Annotated in this window: 19 protein-coding genes; 6 read left to right on the top strand and 13 right to left on the bottom strand. The window is 57.1% G+C overall.

Annotated features, from left to right (window positions below; all coding sequences use genetic code 11):
* Nucleotides 1-139: 139 nt before the first annotated feature.
* The 3 genes from I6L35_RS19805 (at nucleotide 140) to yciA (ending at nucleotide 2520) form a co-directional block, all read left to right on the top strand.
* Nucleotides 140-1075, top strand: coding sequence for a DUF2971 domain-containing protein (locus tag I6L35_RS19805; protein WP_216979118.1), 936 nt, complete (start codon nucleotides 140-142; stop codon nucleotides 1073-1075).
* 162 nt (nucleotides 1076-1237) lie between these two features.
* Nucleotides 1238-2056 (top strand): NAD-dependent epimerase/dehydratase family protein, encoded by an 819-nt coding sequence (locus I6L35_RS19800; RefSeq protein WP_216979117.1) that lies wholly within the window; start codon nucleotides 1238-1240, stop codon nucleotides 2054-2056.
* A gap of 59 nt (nucleotides 2057-2115) precedes the next feature.
* Entirely contained in the window at nucleotides 2116-2520 is a 405-nt protein-coding gene (yciA, locus tag I6L35_RS19795) for an acyl-CoA thioester hydrolase YciA (protein WP_005337875.1), read from the top strand.
* Here the strand turns inward: yciA and I6L35_RS19790 are convergent, their stop codons facing one another.
* Nucleotides 2521-2745: a hypothetical protein gene (locus tag I6L35_RS19790; RefSeq protein ID WP_005344394.1), complete on the bottom strand. Its 225-nt coding sequence runs from the start codon at nucleotides 2743-2745 to the stop codon at nucleotides 2521-2523.
* Nucleotides 2746-2852: 107 nt separating this feature from the next.
* On the opposite strand from I6L35_RS19790, the gene I6L35_RS19785 reads away from it, so the two are divergent.
* Complete coding sequence (locus tag I6L35_RS19785; protein WP_216979116.1) at nucleotides 2853-3698, top strand: endonuclease/exonuclease/phosphatase family protein; 846 nt, start codon at nucleotides 2853-2855, stop codon at nucleotides 3696-3698.
* Between the two features lie 126 nt (nucleotides 3699-3824).
* On the opposite strand, the gene I6L35_RS19780 is transcribed toward I6L35_RS19785, so the two are convergent.
* The 9 genes from I6L35_RS19780 to I6L35_RS19740 form a co-directional block, all read right to left on the bottom strand.
* A complete protein-coding gene (locus I6L35_RS19780; protein ID WP_216979115.1) occupies nucleotides 3825-4088 on the bottom strand; it encodes a GrxA family glutaredoxin in 264 nt (87 codons plus the stop codon).
* Between the two features lie 127 nt (nucleotides 4089-4215).
* Complete coding sequence (gene dacB, locus I6L35_RS19775; RefSeq protein ID WP_216979114.1) at nucleotides 4216-5652, bottom strand: D-alanyl-D-alanine carboxypeptidase/D-alanyl-D-alanine-endopeptidase; 1437 nt, start codon at nucleotides 5650-5652, stop codon at nucleotides 4216-4218.
* A 131-nt stretch (nucleotides 5653-5783) separates the two neighbouring features.
* The gene (locus tag I6L35_RS19770; protein WP_216979113.1) at nucleotides 5784-7544 is read right to left on the bottom strand and encodes a DEAD/DEAH box helicase; all 1761 of its coding nucleotides are present in this window, start codon (nucleotides 7542-7544) and stop codon (nucleotides 5784-5786) included.
* A 103-nt stretch (nucleotides 7545-7647) separates the two neighbouring features.
* Nucleotides 7648-8685: an HlyD family secretion protein gene (locus I6L35_RS19765; RefSeq protein WP_216979112.1), complete on the bottom strand. Its 1038-nt coding sequence runs from the start codon at nucleotides 8683-8685 to the stop codon at nucleotides 7648-7650.
* 3 nt (nucleotides 8686-8688) lie between these two features.
* On the bottom strand, nucleotides 8689-9027 hold the full coding sequence (locus I6L35_RS19760) for a DUF3302 domain-containing protein (RefSeq protein ID WP_042032410.1): 339 nt from the start codon (nucleotides 9025-9027) through the stop codon (nucleotides 8689-8691).
* Between the two features lie 212 nt (nucleotides 9028-9239).
* Nucleotides 9240-10661, bottom strand: a complete 1422-nt coding sequence (locus tag I6L35_RS19755) for a carbon starvation protein A (protein ID WP_019445441.1) — start codon at nucleotides 10659-10661, stop codon at nucleotides 9240-9242.
* 138 nt (nucleotides 10662-10799) lie between these two features.
* Complete coding sequence (gene btsR, locus I6L35_RS19750) at nucleotides 10800-11504, bottom strand: two-component system response regulator BtsR (protein ID WP_216979111.1); 705 nt, start codon at nucleotides 11502-11504, stop codon at nucleotides 10800-10802.
* Nucleotides 11501-13171 (bottom strand): sensor histidine kinase, encoded by a 1671-nt coding sequence (locus I6L35_RS19745; protein WP_216979110.1) that lies wholly within the window; start codon nucleotides 13169-13171, stop codon nucleotides 11501-11503. Before I6L35_RS19745 ends, btsR begins: the two co-directional genes overlap by 4 nt.
* A 353-nt stretch (nucleotides 13172-13524) precedes the next feature.
* On the bottom strand, nucleotides 13525-14760 hold the full coding sequence (locus tag I6L35_RS19740) for an HD-GYP domain-containing protein (RefSeq protein WP_216979109.1): 1236 nt from the start codon (nucleotides 14758-14760) through the stop codon (nucleotides 13525-13527).
* 220 nt (nucleotides 14761-14980) lie between these two features.
* Between I6L35_RS19740 and I6L35_RS19735 the strand changes: the two genes are divergently transcribed.
* On the top strand, nucleotides 14981-16597 hold the full coding sequence (locus I6L35_RS19735) for a phosphoethanolamine transferase (protein WP_216979108.1): 1617 nt from the start codon (nucleotides 14981-14983) through the stop codon (nucleotides 16595-16597).
* Between the two features lie 71 nt (nucleotides 16598-16668).
* Here I6L35_RS19735 and I6L35_RS19730 read toward each other — a convergent pair whose 3' ends face one another.
* From I6L35_RS19730 to nagB, 3 genes are read right to left on the bottom strand one after another with little or no spacing between them, the layout of a single operon-like run.
* A complete protein-coding gene (locus I6L35_RS19730; RefSeq protein ID WP_005334312.1) occupies nucleotides 16669-17883 on the bottom strand; it encodes an ROK family protein in 1215 nt (404 codons plus the stop codon).
* Nucleotides 17884-17887: 4 nt separating this feature from the next.
* Nucleotides 17888-19033: an N-acetylglucosamine-6-phosphate deacetylase gene (gene nagA, locus I6L35_RS19725; RefSeq protein ID WP_216979107.1), complete on the bottom strand. Its 1146-nt coding sequence runs from the start codon at nucleotides 19031-19033 to the stop codon at nucleotides 17888-17890.
* A gap of 9 nt (nucleotides 19034-19042) precedes the next feature.
* Nucleotides 19043-19843 carry a glucosamine-6-phosphate deaminase gene (gene nagB / locus I6L35_RS19720; protein ID WP_005344421.1) on the bottom strand — a complete coding sequence of 267 codons (801 nt, stop codon included), beginning with the start codon at nucleotides 19841-19843 and terminating at the stop codon, nucleotides 19043-19045.
* 273 nt (nucleotides 19844-20116) lie between these two features.
* Between nagB and nagE the strand changes: the two genes are divergently transcribed.
* Nucleotides 20117-21595: an N-acetylglucosamine-specific PTS transporter subunit IIBC gene (nagE, locus tag I6L35_RS19715; protein WP_076492426.1), complete on the top strand. Its 1479-nt coding sequence runs from the start codon at nucleotides 20117-20119 to the stop codon at nucleotides 21593-21595.
* The last annotated feature ends 36 nt before the right edge of the window (nucleotides 21596-21631 follow it).

The following is a 21631-nucleotide window of genomic DNA, read 5'->3' as shown; positions in this document are numbered from 1 at the left end:
ACCTATATATCCCAGAGTAGGGCTGGCAATTATGACTGTTAATAATTGAAAGCAAACAAAATTTGAATTAATGTACTGGTATGATTGATAAGGCTGCAAATAACATAATTCTTTATCTATTTAGGTCATAGGGGAGAGTATGGATTGGTTTGAAGAATATAAGAAGTTGGTGTTTTCCAATACAACATCTGTAGAGCAAATTAAAAAAGCTATTTCTCTTAAGTATGAACACATACCTAAGATTCTTTATAAATATCGCTCGGTAAATGATAACTCTATAAAAAATTTATTGGATGACACAATATGGTTATCAGACCCGAAAAATTTTAATGACCCTTATGATTGCTCATTTCATTATGATATAGAGCTGGATCCTGATAATAGGGAGTCAGTTTTATCAATGGCTCAAGAGAATGGATTAATAGAGCAGTTAACTGAAGAACAAGTTCAGTCAATTGCAGAAAGTCCTCATCCAATGGTAAAGCTACTTGAGCTTAGTTATCCAGAAAGACCTGATTATGGTCGTACTTGTGGAGAAGCTATACGTACTGTAATGAAAGATAGAGCAAAAAACCTTGTGAGAGAAACATCTGAAGGTTTTAAGCAAATGTTCAAGATTTGTTGTTTTTCTGAAAATCCAAAATCAATATTAATGTGGTCGCATTATGCCAGTTATCATACTGGTTTTTGTATAGGTTATGATTTTTACGAATTAGGAAAGGAAGATCTAAGAGCAAGTTCAATCTACCCTGTTATTTATTCAGATGAAATGTTTGATGCCAGTAACGTTTTTGGTAAAAATAAAACCACTAATAATGTTCTTTATCTTAATCAAGTTGCCCTGATGAAAAGTACAGAGTGGGCTTATGAAAAAGAATGGAGGCTTGTGTTTGGGAATATGATTTTCCAAAAAGAAATGCCTTATAGTATGCCAAAACCAAAACATGTTATTTTAGGTGCTAGAATTTCCTCTGCTCATGAAGATGAAATTAGGAGGGTATGTGAGGCTAAGAATATAGATGTTTTGAAAATGACAATGTCACACAACCGGTTTTCTTTAAAGATTAACAAATGATCGTATAGGTCAGATATAGTATTTTAATTACTGATATTGTTAGCGAATGGGAAGCATGTACCACCACATTGTCGGCATTTATATATCTGCAAGCCAAGGCTTCCTTTTCCTACCAAGGCAGGTAAGCTGCGGGGCAAATAGCGTCAAGCAGGAGAAGGGACGATGACAGAGCAACATTTCGCCGGGACGATCGGCATTCTGGGGGCGGGGTGGCTGGGGCTGCCGCTGGCGCGGGCCCTGCTGGCGGCAGGCAAGCAGGTTGCGGTGACGGTCAGCAGCGCCGAGAAGGCGACCCGTCTGCAGGGGGAGGGGATCGATGCCTATCCGCTGACGATTTCTGCCCATATGTCGGATGCGTGGCCCATCCCCTGCGAATCGCTGGTTATCTGCGTACCGCCCAGCAAGACCGATGACTATCCGCAGGCGGTGGCAAGGGCTTGCGCGTTGGCCAAAGCGAATGGCACCCGGCGGGTGCTGTTTGTCAGCGCCACCTCGGTATGGGGCGCGGGGCAGCAGGAGGGTGAACAGCCCAAACCGCGCCATGCCCGTGGTGAGCGGATGCTGGCGGCGGAGCAGGCGGTGCTGGCGGCCGGTTTCGAGTCGGTGATGATAGTGCGCCCCTCCGGCCTTTATGGCCCGGATCGCCATCCCGGCCGTTTCCTCGCGGGCAAGACGCTGGATGGTGGCGCCCAGTCGGTCAATCTGGTCCATCTGGACGATGTGGTGGCGGCTTGCATGCTGCTGCTTGAGCAGGGCAAGGACGGGGATGTTTTCAACCTGAGCGCGCCGGTGCATCCGCGCCGCGAGCAGTTTTATCCCTTTGCGGCTCGCCAGCAGGGGCTACCCGTACCGGTCTTTATCGAGCCTGCCGGTGAATTTCAGCCCATCGACGGCCAGCTGATTTGCCAGCAGATGGGATTCAACTATCGCTGGCCCGATCCGGCCCACTGGTTTGCCGAGCTTGCCGCCTCGGGCAATTGAGGTTTGCCAAGGGGGGGATCGCCCCCTATCATGCCGCCATCCATGAGAGAGAGGCGGTAATGATGGTAGATACAAAACGTCACCCCGATGGGGAGTTGTTGCTGAGAACCCTGGCAATGCCAGCCGATACCAACCCCAATGGTGACATCTTTGGTGGCTGGATCATGTCCCAGATGGATATAGGTGGGGGCATTATGGCCAAGGAGCTGGCAAAAGGACGTATTTGTACCGTATCCGTCGAAGGCATGACCTTCCACAGTCCGGTCAAGGTGGGTGATGTGGTCTGCTGCTACGGCCGCTGCATGAAGATCGGCCGCAGCTCCATGAAGCTCAAGCTGGAGGTGTGGGTCAAGCCGGTACTGCGGGAGAACGATGCCCAGCGTTACTGTGTGACCGAGGGGATCTTCACCTATGTCGCCATCGACGAACAGGGCAAATCCCGCCCGGTTCCGGTGAGTGCCTGATTAAATCAGCCGGGCATTGATGATGGATATTTCCTGCTCAAGCCCGGTTTTTTGCCGTATCATGCGTTCCAGCATCTCTTCCGAGCCCACATATTGCAGGGTGTCGAACAGGCAGAGATCGCATTGAGGATCCCGTCTTATCTGATAGACGGTGGACAGCTCCACTTGATGACAATTTCCTTGTTGATCATAAAACGTCACGTTGTACCGAAGTTCTTTCGCCATGAGACAGCGTCCTTCTGGTTGGGTGGAACAGGGACTATCAGCTTAGTCGGCGTGGATGACGTTTGTGATGGTCGCAACAAAAAGCAAAGGCGGGCGGTTGTTAGCCAATGAAAAATAGTTATCGCATTCTTGGCACCTCCCTGCTGACCTTGGGGTTGGTAGGCTGTTTTGAGGTGCCGGATCAGAACCATCTGGTCACAGCTCAAGGGATTGTGCCGGGACTCGACTGCCAGCGTCCGCCGCTGGTAGCGTTGGCGACCACGGCGCTGCCCCGTGAATTCGGGGTGACGGTGTGGAATCTCTACAAGGGCCAGCGCAAGAACTGGCGCGAAGGGATGGACAGTTACGCCAAGGGGCAGGATCTGGTGCTGCTGCAAGAGTCGGCCACTCGTCCCGATATGCTCGACTGGCTGCGCGCCGGTGATTTCCATTGGCAACAGCTGCAAGCCTTCACCCAGGGCGGCGTGTCGTTCGGGGTGATGACGGTGGCCAAGACTCCGCAGGCGTTCGTCTGTGGCGTGCGCTCTCCCGAGCCTTTGCTGCGCATCCCCAAATCCGGGCTGGTGAGCCTCTATCCGCTGCAGGGCGATCCTGACGGCGTGATGGTCATCAATATCCATGCGGTCAATTTCGAGCTGGGGATGGCCACATTCCGCGAGCAGCTCAACGATTTGACTGCCTTGGTGCGCCGCCATCAGGGGCCGGTTATTCTGGCCGGTGATTTCAACACCTGGAGCGACAAACGTCAGTTCTGGTTAAGCAAATTGGTGGACGAGCTGGGCCTGCAAGAGGCCGTGCCGGTGCCTGACTTGCGCCGCACCGCCTTCGGCCGCCCGCTGGATCACCTCTACTACCGCAATCTGGACCTGGTTGAGGTGAGTTCACCGGCGACCGACAGTTCGGATCACAACCCCATCATTGCGCGCTTTGCCGCCCAGTCTGTGACTCCCTGACCCCAGTCTGTGACTCCCTGATCGGGAATGATGTGTGCGTGTTGCCCATAAAAAAATCCGGCGCCTGATAGCGCCGGATTTTTTATACGCACTGGCGGTCAACCCGCTCGGGATGACCCGCTGGCATTACTGGTAGAGACCCAGATTCGCTTTGGCGTAGGCTTCGAAATCGGTGCAGCCACCGATGTGCTGCTCGTCCAGGAAGATCTGCGGCACGGTATTGACCGGCTTGCCGGCGCTCTTGGCCAGATCTTCTTTGGTGATGCCTTCGGCATGGATATCCACGTAGCGGAATTTGAAGTCATCGCGCTGTTCGGTCAGCAGCTCGGCGATCTGTACGGCACGGACACAATAGGGGCAACCCGGGCGACCAAAAATCACTGCAAACATATTTTCTCTCCGTTTTTTAAGCCGTTTTTGTATGGCCGTTGATGTGAGGCAGGCAACAGCATAGCCCTGCCTCGTGGCGACTTGAAGCCGAAATTATCGATACCGTGATTCGAGTGGGCCTATTGGATCAGCTCTCATCGGCGATCTGGATCGGTTGCTGTTGATAGATGCTCTCCAGCACCCCCTTCTCGAATACTGTCCAGGGCCACGGCGCCTTGCTGGCACGGTAGCGCTCATGGGTGGCCGGATCTTGGGACAGGCCACGCTGGAACATCACAAACGCCTTGCGCTGGCCGCCTGCCGTGTCGATAAAGCCCACCAGATTGGAGGTGCCGGTGATGGTACCTGTCTTGGCGTGGACCTTGTTCTTCATCATGGGGGCGGTGACACTGCGACGCCACGCCAGGGTGCCATCCACCTGAGAGCTTGGCAGCAGCTTGATCAGGCCAAGCTCGGCATCGTTTTTCTGGATGTAGTCCAGCACTGACAGCATCTGGCGGGCACTGATGAGATTGTGAGCGGAGAGGCCGGAGCCGTCGGCCAGGGTCGCATTACCCAGATCGATACCATGTTTGGTCAGGATAGCGCGCACTGCCATGGTGCCGCTGCGATAGCTGCCCGGCTTGTTGTAGTAGTGACGGCCCACGGTTTTGAGGAAGGTATCGGCATAGAGGTTGTCCGATTTCTTCAGCATCTTGGCCAGCATCACCGGCAGGGAGACCGAGTAGTGGGTGCCGAGGGTCTCTGCCCCTTCAGGGGCCTTGTGGGTGACCCGCAGCAGGCCATCATGCTTGATGCCGGCACGGTTCATCGCCCAGCGGATGTTGTCCCAGCCCCAGGCTTCCACGTCGTGAATAGCGAAACGCAGACCCTGCGGCTCTTTATTCGGGGTGATGCAGCCTTTGAGTTCGTAGAAGTTGCCCTTGGCCATGTCCACTTCCAGTGCGCAGAACTGGCGCGCCATGTCGCCATAGCTCATCACTTCCACGTTGTCGGCACCGATGCCGATGGGGACGCCGGTGGCCACATTGCCGACCGCCGGTTTGCCAATCTGGGTGGCAGTGATGGTGCCGTAGGCGCAGTTCTTGTCGATGATGACCGAGGAGACGGGCGCGGCGAAGCAGAGGGTCTGATCCCCCCACGACCAGCCGTTGCCGCGCTCGTAGCCGTTGTAGGCGCCGGTGTTGACGTAGACATTGCCCTTGATGCTGGTGACGCCGAGTTGTTTGAACAGGGCGAGCAGATCCATGCGGGAGAGGGTGGGGTCGCCGACGAAGTTGATCCAGATATCACCGTTGATGGTGTCGCCCTGTTTGGCGCCGGGCTGGGCCTGAATGTCGGTAGCGAAGCGGAAATCGGCACCCAGCTCGAGGCGGGCCGCCAGCGCTGTGAGCACCTTCATGGTGGAAGCGGGGGCGATCATCTGATCCGCATGACGGGCAAATTCAACGCCGTTGTTGCCCTGCACTATGATGGCGTACTGGCCCCCCTGGGGCGGGGTGAGCGGGGCGGCCTGGGCCGCCAGGGAAAAGAGAGCACAAAAACCAATCAACAGCCGCTGCATAACATCCTCTAACATGACGAAGGGGGCCGGCAGTGGTGCCGGCCCTGATAATTCAACCTTGTTTCACCCGCCGATGCCGGATCGGCCGTGGCAAAGCTATTCATACGATTTATGCCGGTCGCCACTGGCCATCACGCCAGCGAGTTGGCGGTGCGATAGCGACCCTCATAATCAAAAATCTTCTCTTTTATCTGCCAAAAGCGCCCCGATTTGCGGGCGATGACGAAATCGGGATGACGGAACTGGCTTTGTGCCGCCAGCACGCTCGCCAGGGTGGCAAATTCGGGTTCCAGACCCGGGGCGGGCCAATGATGACGCACAAAGTGCTGTTGAAACAAGCGCCGTGCGCCCGGGGAGTGAAATCCGAAGTATTCGCTGAGGGTCAATCCATCCTCATCGTGATAGGTCACCTCCAGCCGCTCCCCCTGTTTGCCGCGCCCTGCGGTGAAGGTGAGACCCGCGCAGCGGATCACCATGCAATCCTTGAGATTGAGCGCTTCTTTAAGCTTGTCGTCAGGGTCAACCAGCAGCTGATTGCAGCTCTGGCAGCGGCGGGCGGCGATGTCGTTCTCCGCGCCACAGCCGGGGCAGATCTTGGCGCGAAAGCGGTAGTCACACTCTTCGCGGTTGCCCTCGTCATCTTCAAACAGCCCCTGACAGCGGCGGCCGTAGTGCTCGATCACCTTGCCATCCTCGTCGGTCTTGCCCCAGAAGGTGTTGGCAAAGCCGCAGGCGGGGCAGGGCACCTGTACCGGTTCGGTACCGGCGTGGGGGCGAGGCTCCCCCACTTCGGGGGCGAACAGGTTGAAGTTGTTGCCCGCATAGTCGAGCACCAGACAATCGCTCTTGCCCGGCGAGAGACGCAGGCCCCGCCCGACGATCTGCTGGTAGAGGGAGACCGACTCGGTGGGCCTGAGCATCACGATAAGATCGACATGAGGGGCATCGAAGCCTGTGGTGAGCACCGCCACGTTGACCAGAAACTTGAGCTCGCGTGCCTTGAAGGCGTTGATGAGGGCATCGCGCTCCGGCCCCGGCGTCTCACCGGTGATAAGGGCCGCCTGCTGGCCTCTGGCGCCAAGCAGGCCGTGAATTTCCCGGGCGTGTTCGACGGTGGCGGCGAAGATCATCACCCCCTGCCGGTCGGAGGCATACTCCAGCACCTGGCTCAGGATATGGGGGGTAACCCGCTCCTGACGCTTGAGCTCGCCGTTGAGATCCGCCTCGCTGAAGAGGCCATTCTCCCGCGGCACCAGCTTGCTGAAGTCGTAGTGGACGATGGGGGCATCCACCATGCGTGGCGGCGTCAGGTAGCCGTTTTTGACCATAAAGCGCAGCGGCAGCTCGAACACGCAGTCGCCAAACAGCCGTTCGCCGTGGCTCTTGACCATGCCGTGATAGTGGCGCCGGTAGATCCAGCCCAGCCCCAGCCGATAGGGGGTAGCGGTGAGGCCGAGGATCTTGAGGGCCGGATTGGCGGCCTTGAGGTGGTCGATCACCTGATGGTACTGGCTGTCGTCATCGAGCGAGACCCGGTGGCACTCGTCGATGATGAGCAGAGAGAAGGCGCTGTCGAAGGCCGCCAGATTGCGGGCGACCGACTGCACCGAGCCGAACACCACCTGGGCGCTTGCCTCCTTGCGGGCGAGACCGGCGGCAAAAATGTCGGCCTTGAGCCCCCACGCCTCGTACTTGGCGTGGTTCTGCTCCACCAGCTCCTTGACGTGGGCCAGTACCAGCACCCGTCCGCGCGCCTTGCGGGCCAGTTCGGCGATCACCAGACTCTTGCCGGCCCCGGTGGGCAGCACCACCACGGCGGGATCCGGGTGTTTGCGAAAGTGGCTGATAACGGCGTTGACAGCGTCGGTCTGATAGGGTCTGAGAACGAACATGCAGGTTTGGCGCGGGGCTTGGCAGGATGGCGCCATTATAGGGATCTTGCCGCCAAAAAACAGCGGGCCGACATGATGCCGGCCCGTTGAATACATTGCGTGCTTAGTGGAAGGGGAAGAGGTAATTCATCCAGCTTGCCATGCGCAGCAGCACTTTGCGCATTACAGAAACATGGTGGAAATACTCGGTATAGACAGCGGCTTGTCCGCTGGCACCCGCGATTACCTGATACTTTGCCCATTCGGGGTCGGTAATGGAGATCAGTACCGGCATACGACCTGGACGAATGGCGCTATTCTGGTCAAGCAGCATAGCGTTGGCCTGCACGTTACCGGCGGCAATGGCCGGGATCACGGCGGTCACCTTGCCCTTGAAGATCTTGCCGGGAATACCGTCGATCACCACTTCGGCCTCATCACCCACCGCCAGACGCTGCATGCTGTTCTGCCAGAACCAGCCAACATAGGCAGTCTCATCTTTGTGGATGAAGGTCATCACCGGACGGTACATAAACGGGGTGGCGATCATGCCTGGACGCAGGGCAAGCTGCACCACATGGCCATCGCTCGGGGCATAGACCACGGTCTGGGCCAGCTGGTATTTGGCTTCATCGAGCTGGGCCTGCAAATCTTCCAGCGTGGCGCGTTGCTGATCCATCTGGGCGGCGATCTCGTCTACGCTCGCCTGGGTCACGTCGAGGTCACGCTGCTTGCCGACGCCGCGGCGCATCAGGTCACTGGCGCGATCTCTGTCCAGTTTGGCTGAGCGTAGTCTGGCGTCAATGGACTTGAGTTGATCCTTGTTGGCATCGAGGCGAGCGCTCAGGCTCTCCACTTTCAGTCTGAAAGGCTCGTCATCGAGGCGAAACAGCACATCGCCCTTCTTCACCGGCTGGTTGGCTTGCACCGGCACCTCGACCACCCGGCCCTTGACCAGCGGTACGATAGGGGTAGAGAGGTAGTAGTTGCGCGCCATCTCGGAGTAGGGGTGGTTGTAGTTCATCAGCATGATGAGGGTGCCGATGAGCAGCACGCCGCCCAGTGCTGCGGTGGGGACGGTCCACTTGTTGAGCGGGATGCGGAAAATTTTGAATATGGCGACACACAGCGCCGTGTAGGTCAGGATCAGTAGCAGGTCCATGGTTTATCCCTGTTGCTCTTGCTGTTCGATATGGTTGAGACGGCCCTTCAGTTCAGCCAGCTCTTCTCTGAGGGCCGCGATATCATCTTCATCTTTTTGCAGGCGTTGGTTAAAGCCCCAGCCCCGATCCGGGCGGTAGAGGGTGGCCCAGATCCAGAGGAAAGGCCACAACACGTGCAGCGTAAACAGGCTGACCCAGCCGGCAACATGGATGGCATCCTGATGGGGATGATTGCGATGTTTGGCGATTTCGTAAGGAATATCGTGGATCACGATGATTCCGTAGAAGATGACCAGCGCGACAAAGACGAGCAGGCCAAGGGCAAAGTAATCAAGGAACATGTATAACCTCCACTGGCTTTAAGCACAGCTTTATCATTGATTCATATATTCGGGAAAGCAATTTAAAATCACATATTTATCGTCAGGTCGCACGGAATCTTAAGGGCTTGTGCTGTATAGGAGCTTAAGGGAATAACGAGTTGTTTTATTGGTTCTTTTGTCAATTAAAAAGGGGCCTTTTGGCCCCCTTTTTTACCACCTCAAGTCAGACATCACCCTTCACTGGGATTGCTAACCAGTGGTTGGCGGAACTTCATCAGGAAGGCCACGGTAATGGCCGCCGTTGCAGTCAAGCCGATGATGGTGGAGGTCCCCATCTCCAGCCCGAACCCGATGGGGGCGTTGGCCAGATAGGTGATCACCACAGCAGTCATGAACATGGCGGGAATGGTGCAGATCCAGTGCAGCTTGCCCTCTTTGATGAGGTAGGCAGCCGCAGCCCACAACATGATGACGGCGGTGGTCTGGTTGGCCCAGCCGAAGTAGCGCCAGATCACCCCGAATTCAGCCTTGGAGATGATGAAGCCAAGGATAAACATGGGGATGGCGATCAGCAGACGCTTGGCCAGCGGCTTCTGGGTCATCTTCAGGAAGTCCGCCACGATCAGGCGAGCACTGCGAAACGCGGTGTCACCAGAGGTGATGGGCAGGATCACCACACCGAGGATGGCCAGAATACCGCCGACTGTGCCGAGCAGGCTGGTGGAGACTTCGTGTACCACGGCTGCCGGGCCGCCGTTGGCCATGGTAGCGTTGAGCGCTTCGGTGCTGTCGTAGAAGGAGAGACCCAGGGTGCACCAGATCAGGGCGATGATCCCTTCACCTATCATTGCACCGTAGAAGATGAAGCGGCCGGATTTTTCGTTCTGCATGCAGCGCGCCATCAGCGGTGACTGGGTGGCGTGGAAGCCGGATACCGCGCCACAGGCGATGGTGATGAAGAGAAGCGGCCACAGTGGCAGCTCGGTCGGGTGCAGGTTGGAGAAGTCCATCCCGGTGTTGTAGAAGCCTTTGCCGGAGGCGATCAGACCAACGATGAGGCCGACCGACATGAAGACCAGCAGGGCGCCGAAGATGGGGTAGAAGCGACCGATGATCTTGTCGATGGGGACTATGGTCGCGAGGATGTAGTAGGCAAAGATTGCCACAATCCAGTAGACCAGATCGGTGGAGGTGAGGTTGGCGAGCAGCCCTGCCGGGCTCAGCACGAATACCACGCCCACCAGCATCAGCAGCACCACGGCAAACAGGTTCATGAAGTGCTTGGCCGCGGTGCCCAGATGCTCACCGACCACGGTTGGCACCGAGGCACCCTTGGCGCGTACCGACAGCATGCCGGAGAAGTAGTCATGTACCGCACCTGCGAAGATGCAGCCAAAGACGATCCACAGCATGGCGACCGGGCCGTAGAGGGCACCCAGGATGGGGCCGAAGATGGGGCCGACGCCTGCGATGTTGAGCAGTTGAACCAGATAGACTTTCTTGTCCGACATCGGGACATAGTCCACCCCGTCAGCCATGGTGATGGCGGGGGTTTTCAGCTCGGGTTTCGGGCTGAATATCCGTTCGATGAATTTGCCGTATATGAAGTAGCCGGCCACAAGTAAGCCGACACAGAGGAAGAACCAGATCATTGCTACGCTCCTGCATTGTTTTTTTAGTGTGCAGAGCGAGTCTAAAACGGTTGCGCCTGTCTGGCAGGTGAAACTCCCCGAGCGGCGCTTTGGCGCGCCGAGCGGTCGGCGGCTGTGATCAGGCGCACACTCCGCGGCTCAGTCCAGCCCCAGCTGATCTTTGAGCTCCTTGAGATAGCGACGACTGACCGGCACTCGGGCGCCGCTCGGGGTGACAATCTCTGCCAGCTGGTTATCCAGCAGCTGGATCTCGAAGATGGCGTTGGGGGAGACCAGATACTGGCGGTGGCAGCGCAGCAGCGGGCTCTTTTCTTCCAGCGATTTGAGGGTGAGCTGGGTGTGGAACAGCTCGCCCTGACAGGCCACATGGACCCCGCCCAGATCGGAGAAGGCATACTCCACCTGCGCGATGGGCAGCAGCCTGACCCGATTGTGCAGATAGCCCGGAATATGTTCGATAGTCGGGGCCAGCCGCTCGATGGGCTGCGGGGAGATATCCTGCTTGAGGCGAGCGAGGGTCTTGGCGAGCCGGGCGGGCTCCACCGGCTTGAGCAGGTAGTCGAAGGCGTTCTCTTCAAAGGCCTGAATGGCATATTCGTCAAAGGCGGTGACAAAGACGATGCGGGGCAGGGGGTCGAGCATGGCGACCAGCTCCATGCCGCTCAGCTTGGGCATCTGGATATCGAGGAACACCACATCAGGCTTGAGGCGCTGAATAAGCGGCAGCGCCTCGATGGCGTTGGCCGCTTCCCCCACGATCTCGATGGCAGGATCGCAGGCCAGCTGCTGCCTCAGCTCTTCGCGGGCGTAGTGTTCGTCATCGACTATCAGAGTGCGGATCATGGTTGCTCCTTGGGGATGGTGAACGACACCCGGGTCCACTGTTCCGGCTCGCACGCAATAGTCACGCCATAGCGCTCGCCAAAGGCGCTTTTCAGTCGCCGGTCTACGATGGTCATGCCCAGACCGTCGCCAGCGGTATGTGCTTGCCAGGTGCCTGCATTATCTTCCACATGGATGGTGACGCTGGTGGGATGCTCATCGGTCCAGAGGCGAATGCGCCCCTGCTCCAGCAGAGTCGAGATGCCGTGCTTGATGGCATTCTCGATCAACGGTTGCAGGGTGAAGCTGGGCAGTCGCAGTGTGGCCAGATGGGGCGGGATCTCGTTTATCACCGTCAGCCGATCGCCAAAACGGGCCAGCTCGATCTCCAGATAGGATTGGCAGTGCTCCTGCTCCTCCTGCAGAGTCGCAAGGCCGCTCTGGCGTTTGAGGTTCTTGCGAAAGAACAGCGAAAGATGCAGCAGCAGATCCCGCGCCTTGTCCGGATCGCGCCGGGTGATGGCACTGATGGTGTTGAGGGTGTTGAACAGAAAGTGGGGGTTGATCTGGGCCTGGATCAGCTTGAGTTCGGACTGCACCAGCAGCCGCTGATGCTGCTCCAGCCGACCGGCCAGCAACTGCTGTGACAGCAGGTTGGCAATCCCTTCCCCCAGGGTGTGGTTGATCTTGAGAAACAGCCGCTTCTTCGGCTCGTAGAGCTTGATGGTGCCGATCACCCCCTTGTCCCCCTGCAGCGGGATCACCAGCACCGAGCCCAGCTGGCATGCGGAGGAGAGGCTGCAGCGATAGGGCTGGCTGTTGCCATCGGCAAACAGCACCTTGTTCTGGGCGATGGCCTGCATGGTGATGGCTGACGCGATGGGGGTGCCCGGCAGATGGTGATCTTCGCCGGTGCCGATAAAGGCGAGGATCTGCTCGGTGTCCGTGATGGCGACCGCCCCAACGCCGGTCTCCTCCTGAATGATGCGGGCAATCTTGTTGCTCGCCTGTGGGGTAAAGCCCTGACTCATGATCCCCACTGTACGGTTGGCGATATTGAGCGCCTTGGCGGAGAAGACCCGGGAGAACTTCTCATACATCCGCTGCTGGTCGCGGATCATGCTGATAAAGAGCGCCGCGCCGCAGGAGTTGGCCAGAATCATCGGGGTGGCGATGGTGCGCACCAGCAGCAGGGATTTGTCGAACGGGGTCGCCACCAGCAGGATGATGACCATCTGCATGATCTCGGCGTAGAGGGTGGTAAAGAAGGCGATACGCGGTTCAAACAGGGCATCCGTTCGTCCCGAGCGCATCAGTCGCCAGTGCACTATGCCCCCAAGCAACCCCTCGCAGGTGGTGGAGATAGCGCAGGCGAGATCGGTAAATCCCCCCAGCGTATAGCGGTGCAGACCACCGGTCAGCCCCACCAGAAAGCCCACCAGCGGCCCCCCCAATAATCCCCCCAAGACGGCGCCGACCGCCCGGGTGTTGGCGATGGCATCGTCGATATCTAGGCCCACATAGGTTCCGAGGATGCAAAAACATGAAAATATTATGTATATCAGTACCTTGTGAGGAATCCTCACTGAATAGTTGGCAAGCGGGCGAAGCAGCGGGCTTTTCGAGAAGAGATAGGCGATCACCAGGCTGACGCTCATCTGCTGTAACAAAGAGAGAACCAACTGCATAAAAAACGCGCCTCATCAGCCAGCCTAAAAAACAACCAGCCCGTGAATAAGTGTGATCAAGATCTTGTTCGGTTGGCCCTGCGGGTCGCAACGGACCGCCAGTTTGCCAGAACAAATGGATAAAACTACATTAAATCAGCATGTTAAATTGATATTTGTGTAAGAGGCGACAGATTGCTATTGATGGATAGAGCATGAATGTATCCGTCGGATACGCCACATGGAAGTGGCATGCTCCGCCCGGCCCCCTGGCTGGGCGTTTTTTATACATGATCAGATGGCAACCTGTTGGTGGGGATTCGTGCAATTATTCCGGTTTGTCCAATGAGTTATCCCCAGCTTCTGGGGATAACTCAGAATGCAAAGTAGTAACAGAAGCGGCGGGTCAGATTGAAGAACTGCCGCTGTCCCTCATCCAGCTCCTCCTGTTTGATAAAGGCACTGATGGTGCGTTCATCTTCCCGCAGATCGATCATGGCGACCGCTTCCGGCCGCTGGGCCTTGATATAGGGCAGGATCTTCGGCTTGAGAGGCATGGTGGGCTCGGTAGAGAGCACCAGCGCAATACTCTCGTCTGAGAGTTTCACCAGGGAGCCAGGCGGGTATACTCCCAGCACCTTCACCAGTAACTTGACCAGATTCTGGTCGAACTTCTTCTGGGATAACTTGTAGAGCTGGCTGATGGCCTGACTCGGCGCTGCCGGCGTGCCGCTGTTGCGCGGATGAAGCAGCTCATCGTAGAAGTCGACCAGTCCGATCAGCCGGGCTAATGGCGGGATCTCTCCCCCCTTGATCCCGAGTGGATAACCGCTGCCATCGAGTCGCTCGTGGTGCAGATGGGCGACCTGACGGATTTTCGGTTCAAAGGCGTTGAGCTGGGTCAGCATTTCCAGCCCGTACTGGGGATGCATCTTGAGAAAGTTCTGCTCGGCCTTGTTGAGTTCCCCGCGCTTTTGGGTGATCTGGCTCGGAATTTTCAGCTCGCCGATGTCGTGGATAAGTCCTGCAAGTCCGGTCTCCTCCAATTCGATGGGGTTCATCCCCAGTTCGCGCGCCATCAGCATGGCAATGAAAGCTACGTTGAGGCTGTGCTGTAGCAGAACATCGGTGTGGGGGCTACGAATAAGGTGGAGACCGAGCGGACCTTCGTGCTGACTGAGGGTGAAGGCGGCGTTGCGGACGATCTGGGCGGTGTTGGCTAACCCCTCGTCCGGTTTGAGGTTGAGCGCCCCGAGTGCATCGCGCAGCTCACTCATGGACTGGCCAAAGGCTTTGTCGGCGGCGCGCATGGAGCGACGAAAGGCTTTTTCGTCAAAAGGGGGGGGACCTGCATCAATCAGGGATTCCAGCTCATCGAGATCGGGTCCGGCATCAGGAATATCGCCACGCAGTAGCGGCTCGATAGGCAGATCGCTCTTGTCCGGATCCACCATCATCAGGTTCAGATCTAGGTGGCGGATGATGTCCAGCTGCTGCTGATCTTTGATTTTGAAGGCATTGAACATGAACGGGTGATTGGTCCATCCGGTGGGGAGATGGATATAGTGGCCTACCCGCAACTGTTCGATTGAGGCTTGGATCAGTGCCATCGGTTAACCTGCATTTCTGGAATGCCTACTCAACAAGCTAGCAAAATCCGATGGATAGACAACTAAAAATCCATGAAGGAGACCGGGAACCATCCGCGCTGTGATAAAGCGCACGAGCATCAGAACTCTCTTAATTCGCTCTTAAGTTTTACTTCCTACGCTGGCTCCGTTGTTTTCGTTTGCTTGACCGGCTCTGCAGGCCGGTATTTAGGAGTGATGTATGCGTGTAACGCTCGGTGTGCTGCAGACCAATCTGCTGCTTGTGCTCTTTTTCGCGCTGGTTCTTAACTGGCCTATCCTTTTGCACTTCTATTCGGTGCTCAGTGAGCTGAATCACGTCAAAGCCGGATTCGCCATCTCGATCCCGCTGGTGCTGATTGCGGCACTCAATGCCGTGTTTATTCCCTTCACGTTCCGGTTTGTGCTCAAACCCTTTTTTACCGTATTGATCCTGAGTGGCTCCATCGTCAGTTACGCCATGCTCAAATATGGCGTCATCTTTGACGCCGGTATGATGCAAAACATAGTAGAGACTAACAGTGGTGAGGCGGGTGCCTATTTGAATGGCTCGGTTGCGCTCTGGTTCTTGCTGACCGGGCTACTGCCCACTCTGATGCTCTGGTCACTGCGGATCCGCTATCCGGCTCGCTGGTATCATGGGTTGGCGTTGCGCACCGGCGCCCTGGTCCTCTCTCTGCTTTTTATCGGGGGGATCGCGGCTCTTTACTATCAGGATTACGCCTCGGTCGGTCGCAACAACAAGTCGCTGGCCAAAGAGATTGTGCCCGCCAACTATGTGCACGGCCTCTACAAATATGGACGGGATGTGCTGTTTGCCACGCCTATCCCTTACCAGCACCTAGGGACCGATGCCAGGGTGGTAGCACGGGGAAGCAAGCCGACCCTGATGTTCCTGGTGGTCGGGGAGACGGCGCGCAGCCAGAACTACTCCCTTAACGGTTATGGCAAGGCGACCAACAGCTTCACGGCCAAAGAGCAGGGGGTGGTGTCTTTTAAGGATGTGCGTTCCTGTGGCACGGCGACCGCGGTCTCGGTACCTTGCATGTTCTCCAACCTCACGCGCCGTGGCTACGATGAACAGCTTGCCAACTCCCGTGATGGCCTGCTCGATGTGCTGCAACATGCCGGTGTATCTGTGCTGTGGAAAGAGAACGATGGCGGTTGCAAAGGGGTGTGCCGTAATGTGCCGACCATCGAGATCCTCCCCAAATCCTACCCGGCGCTTTGCCAGGGGGAATCCTGCTATGACGAGGTGCTGCTGGAGGGGCTGGATCAGCAGATTGCCGGGATGAAGGGCAACAGGCTGGTGGCCTTTCACCTGATGGGCAGCCATGGCCCGACCTATTTCCGTCGTTATCCCGTCGGCGAGCGCGCCTTTATGCCGGATTGTCCGCGTAGCGACATCGAAAACTGCAGTAACGAAGAGCTGGTCAACACCTATGACAACACCATCCGCTACACCGACAAGGTGGTGGGACTGCTGATAGACAAGCTCAAGTCGCTGGAGAGCCAGTACAATGTGGGACTGGTCTATCTATCCGATCACGGTGAATCCCTTGGGGCTATGGGGCTCTATCTGCATGGCACGCCCTACAAGTTTGCGCCGGATGATCAGACCCGGGTGCCGCTGCTGACCTGGTTCTCGCCCCAGTTACAGGCCGATCGCCAGCTGGATATGGGTTGCCTGGCGGCGGAGGCGAGCAGCCAGCGCTTCTCCCATGACAACCTCTTTCACTCCATGCTGGGGATCATGGATGTGCAGACCCGTGTTTACAACAACAAGCTGGATCTGTTCAAGCCATGTCGGGCGGGCTAAACCGCCAGCAGGCACACAATAGAAAACGGCAGCCACTGGCTGCCGTTTTGTTATCTCGCAAGATCAGTGCCTTACTTCTGCTCCATGATGATCTGCAGCAGATCTCCCTCCAGCAGGGCGCGCTTGACCAGCGCAAAGCCGCCATAGGTCGGCTGGTTCTGGAAGCGGGCTTTCACGATGGGCAGGCCACGGTGGAAGCTAGGCAGGGATTGATGCTCGACGCAGCGACGGATGGCCGGGAAGAGGATCTCTTCGGCGGCGGTGATTTCACCGGCGATCAGTACTTTCTGCGGGTTGAACAGGTTGACCGTAATAGCCACCGCCCGTCCCAGATGCTCACCCACGTTCTCGATCACGCTGCGGGCCAGTTCATCGCCCGCCAGCGCCGCCTTGCATACCTCCTGAATGGTGATGTGCTTCTCCTGCAGCGCGCTCTGGTGACCGCGGCTGATAAGCTCCTTCACCTTGTCGATGATCGCTTCGTTGGAGGCGATGGTCTCGAGGCAGCCGAAGTTGCCGCAGTGGCAGCGTTTGCCGAGGGGCTCGACCTGAATATGGCCGATCTCGCCGACGTTGCGGTTCTGACCGAGGAACACCTGACCCTTGGTGATGATCCCGGAGCCAGTCCCCTGGTGGACGCTCACCAGAATGGAGTCCATGCAGTCGCGGGACTCGCCGAAGAAGTGTTCGGCCAGCGCCAGCGAGCGGGTGTCGTTGCCCACGTAGCAGGGGAGGTTGAAGTGGTTCTCAAGCAGCTTCGCCAGTCCCAGATTGCGGATCTGGTACTTGGGGGTGTAGATGACCATACCGGATTCCGGGTTGACCAGACCCGGCATGGTCAGCGCGATGCTGATGAGGTTGCGACAACGTTCGCGGTTGGCATCGATAAAGGCGCCAATCTCTCGCAGCAGCATGTCGACCACGGGTTGCTGGTCGATCTCGGTCACCTGAATGACGTGCTGGTCGAGCTCCTTGCCATCGAGGTCATAGAGACTCAGTTGCAGGTAGCCGCGGCCCAGCTTGGCAGAGACAAACTGAAAGCGATGTTTGATGGTGGTCAGGGAGATGGCACGCCGCCCGCCGGTTGAGGCTTGCGGAGAGGTCTCCTTGATCAGGCCATGCTCGATCAGTTGCCGGGTTATTTTGGTCACGCTGGCCGGGGCCAGCTGACTCAACTCGGCAATCTTGACCCGGGAGATGGGGCCTTGCAGGTCGATGAGCCGATACACGGCTGCACTGTTGACCTGCTTGATAAGATCTACGTTTGCTATTTGTCCGCCAGTCATGATGTCACTGTTGTGTGTAGTGTCCGTTAACCACGGTCCCACGGACCGTGAAGTCCTGATCGAAGACAGTGAGGTTGGCTACTTTACCGACCTGGATACTACCGAGACGTGAGTCCCATCCAATGGCGCGAGCGGGGTAGAGGCTGGCCATTCTCAGTGCTTCATCGAGCGGTAATCCGACCTGCTTGACCAGATTTTCCACCCCCTCAATCATGGTGAGGGAGGAACCGCCGAGTGTACCATTCTCGTCGACACACTGACCATCGCGTAAAAAGACGGTGGTGCCACAAAAATCAAATTTCTCAAAGCCTTCCGGTGCACCCGCTGCTGCGGTGGCATCGGTGACCAGCACCAGTCGCTCCCCCAGCGCCTTGTGAGCCAGACGCACGTTGGCCCAGTGAACGTGGTGACCATCGACGATGATGCCCGCATAGACATCCTTGCGATCGTAGATGGCGCCCACGACGCCCGGCTCGCGACCGTTGAGGGTCGGGGTCATGGCGTTGTAGAGGTGGGTGGCAAAGCGAATACCGTTATCAAACCCGGCCATGGCCTGATCGTAACTGGCTGCCGTGTGACCGGCAGAGACCAGAATGCCCGCTTCCACCAGACGGCGGATATGGGCCGGCTCGTTGCGCTCCGGTGCCAGGGTGATCTTGGTGATGGCATCCGCGTTGGCGCAGAAGAAGTCGATCATCTCATCCGCTGGCTGGCGAATTTGCGCGGCAGGGTGGATCCCCTTGCGCTTGAGGTTGGTGTAAGGCCCTTCCAGATGAACGCCCAGCACCTCGTTGGGGTGTGCCGCCATGTAGTCGCGGGTGACCGCAACTGCCTGCTTCATGTCCGCATCCGGGCTGGTGATCAGGGTCGGCAGGAAGCTGGTGGTACCGGACTTGAGGTTGGCCGCCTGCATGGTCGCCAGAGTTTCGGCCGTGATCTCGGTGTTGAACATCACCCCGCCACAGCCGTTGAGCTGCACATCGATGAAACCGGCGGTCAGGTTGGCGCCCTTGAGGTCAATCAGCTCAATGCCCGCAGGCAGTTCGGCCAGGTGAGAGATGGCGACAATCTTGTCGCCTTCGACAAGCACCCCGTAGCCGGTCAGCACGCAGCTGCCGGTGTAGAGGGTGCAGTTGGTCAATGCGTACATGGCAACTCCTTACAGACGGCCGATGTTGGCGGCTTCCAGCTGCTGGAAGTAGCGAACGGTCTTGACCTTGAGCTCCATGGTGGAGGGCTCGTCGCACACCATCATTCCCTTCGGATGCAGTTGCAGAGTGGAAATGGTCCACATGTGGTTGACGCTGCCTTCCACGGCGGCCTGCAGGGCCAGTGCCTTGCCGTGGCCGGTCACCAGGATCATGATCTCTTCCGCATCCATCAGGGTGCCGACACCCACGGTCAGCGCCAGCTTGGGCACCTGCTCCATGTCGCCACCGAAGAAGCGGGAGTTGGCGATGCGGGTATCTTCGGTCAGGGTCTTGACCCGGGTGCGGGAAGAGAGGGAAGAGGCCGGCTCGTTGAACGCGATGTGACCATCGTTACCCACGCCACCCATGAACAGGTGGATCTTGCCGTAGGACTTGATCTTGTCTTCGTAGCGCTTGCACTCGGCCACTAGATCCTCGGCATTGCCGTTGAGGATGTTGATGTTTTCGGGACGAATGTCGATGTGACTGAAGAAGTTGTTGTGCATGAAGCTGTGGTAGCTCTCCGGGTGATCTTCCGGCAGGCCGACGTACTCGTCCATGTTGAAGGTGACCACGTTCTGGAAGCTCACTTCACCGGCTTTGTGCAACTCGATCAGGCGCTTGTAGGTATTGAGCGGCGTGCCGCCGGTGGGCAGGCCCAGCACGAAGGGACGATCTGCAGTCGGTTTGAACGCATTGATACGGTCAACGATGTAACGGGCAGACCAGAGGCCTACTTGGCTGGCAGATTTCAACGGGATCAGGCGCATGATGGATACCTCTGTTTCGGGTTGCGACCGGTTTGCTGGTGGCAATGGGCTAATACGGATTCTAGTTGTTTTATAGCGTAAATAAAGATTGCGGACTAAGCCACATCTATCCACCACCTTTATCTTGTTTGGGTGATAAAGATCACGATTATTGGTTTATTAATTTGCGCAGCGAAATAAAAGTCCTAGACTGCCAATCAAGCCTTGATGGCTTATGCGTCAAACGTGATAAGCACTTAATTTCTAGAAAAACATTAACTAAGGAGAGGAACCGTGAACATTCTCGGTTATTTGCAAAAGATCGGCCGTGCCCTGATGGTGCCGGTAGCGGTATTGCCTGCCGCAGCGATCCTGATGGGGGTTGGCTACTGGATTGACCCGAATGGTTGGGGTGGTGACAGTGCGCTGGCTGCCTTCCTGATCAAGGCGGGTGCCGCCATTATCGACAACATGTCCGTACTGTTCGCAGTCGGTGTCGCCTACGGTATGTCCAAGGATAAAGACGGTTCTGCTGCCCTGGCAGGTCTGGTTGGCTTCCTGGTCGTGACCACTCTGCTGAGCCCGGGCGCTGTGGCCCAGATCAAGAGCATCCCGGTGGAGCAGGTTCCTGCCGCGTTTGCCAAGATCAGCAACCAGTTCGTGGGTATCCTGTGTGGTGTTATCGCCGCTGAGCTCTACAACCGCTTCAGCAGCGTTGAGCTGCACAAGGCACTCTCCTTCTTCTCCGGTCGTCGTCTGGTACCGATCGTAACCTCCGTGGTGATGATCGTTGTATCCTTCATCCTGATGGCCGTATGGCCGGCAATCTACGGTGGTCTGGTCTCCTTCGGTGAGTCCATCGTGAGCCTGGGCTCTACCGGTGCCGGTATCTACGCCTTCTTCAACCGTCTGCTGATCCCGATCGGTCTGCACCACGCCCTGAACTCCGTATTCTGGTTCAACGTGGCCGGTATCAACGACATCCCTAACTTCCTGGGTGGTCAGGCTACCATCGATGCCGCTCTGGCCGCAGGCAAGAGCCTGGATCAGGTGAAAGGCGTGGTCGGTATGTACCAGGCTGGCTTCTTCCCCATCATGATGTTCGGTCTGCCGGGCGCTGCTCTGGCCATCTACCACTCCGCCAAGAAAGAGAACAAAGAGAAAGTTGCTTCCATCATGATCGCAGCTGCCTTTGCCTCCTTCTTCACCGGTGTTACCGAGCCGCTCGAGTTCTCCTTCATGTTCGTGGCGCCGGTACTGTATGTCATTCACGCTGTGCTGACCGGTATCTCCGTGTTCATCGCAGCCTCCATGCAGTGGATGGCCGGTTTCGGTTTCAGTGCCGGTCTGGTGGATATGGTGCTCTCCAGCCGTAACCCGCTGGCGACCAACTGGTACATGCTGATCCCTCAGGGTCTGGTCTTCTTCGGCCTCTACTACACAGTGTTCCGCGTAGTGATTGCCAAGCTGAACCTGAAAACCCCGGGTCGTGAAGATGACGAAGAGACTGCTCCGGCTGCCGCTCAATCTACCAACCGTACCGAGCTGGCCAAGCAATACCTGGAAGTGCTGGGTGGTCAAGAGAACCTGGTCTCCATCGATGCCTGCATCACCCGTCTGCGTCTGACTCTGAAAGACCGCAGCATCGTCGATGAGCGCAAGCTGAAAGCCCTGGGTGCGGCCGGTGTGGTCAAACTCGGTGAGCAGAACCTGCAGGTGATTCTGGGCCCATTGGCCGAAATCATCGCCGGTGAGATGAAAGCCCTGCGTTAATCGAGCGACTCGCTCACCTCAAGTCTAAGTCCATTG

It is taken from the genome of Aeromonas sp. FDAARGOS 1405 (assembly GCF_019048265.1).
GTDB lineage: Bacteria > Pseudomonadota > Gammaproteobacteria > Enterobacterales > Aeromonadaceae > Aeromonas > Aeromonas veronii_A.
This window is presented reverse-complemented; position numbering and strand designations above follow the sequence as displayed.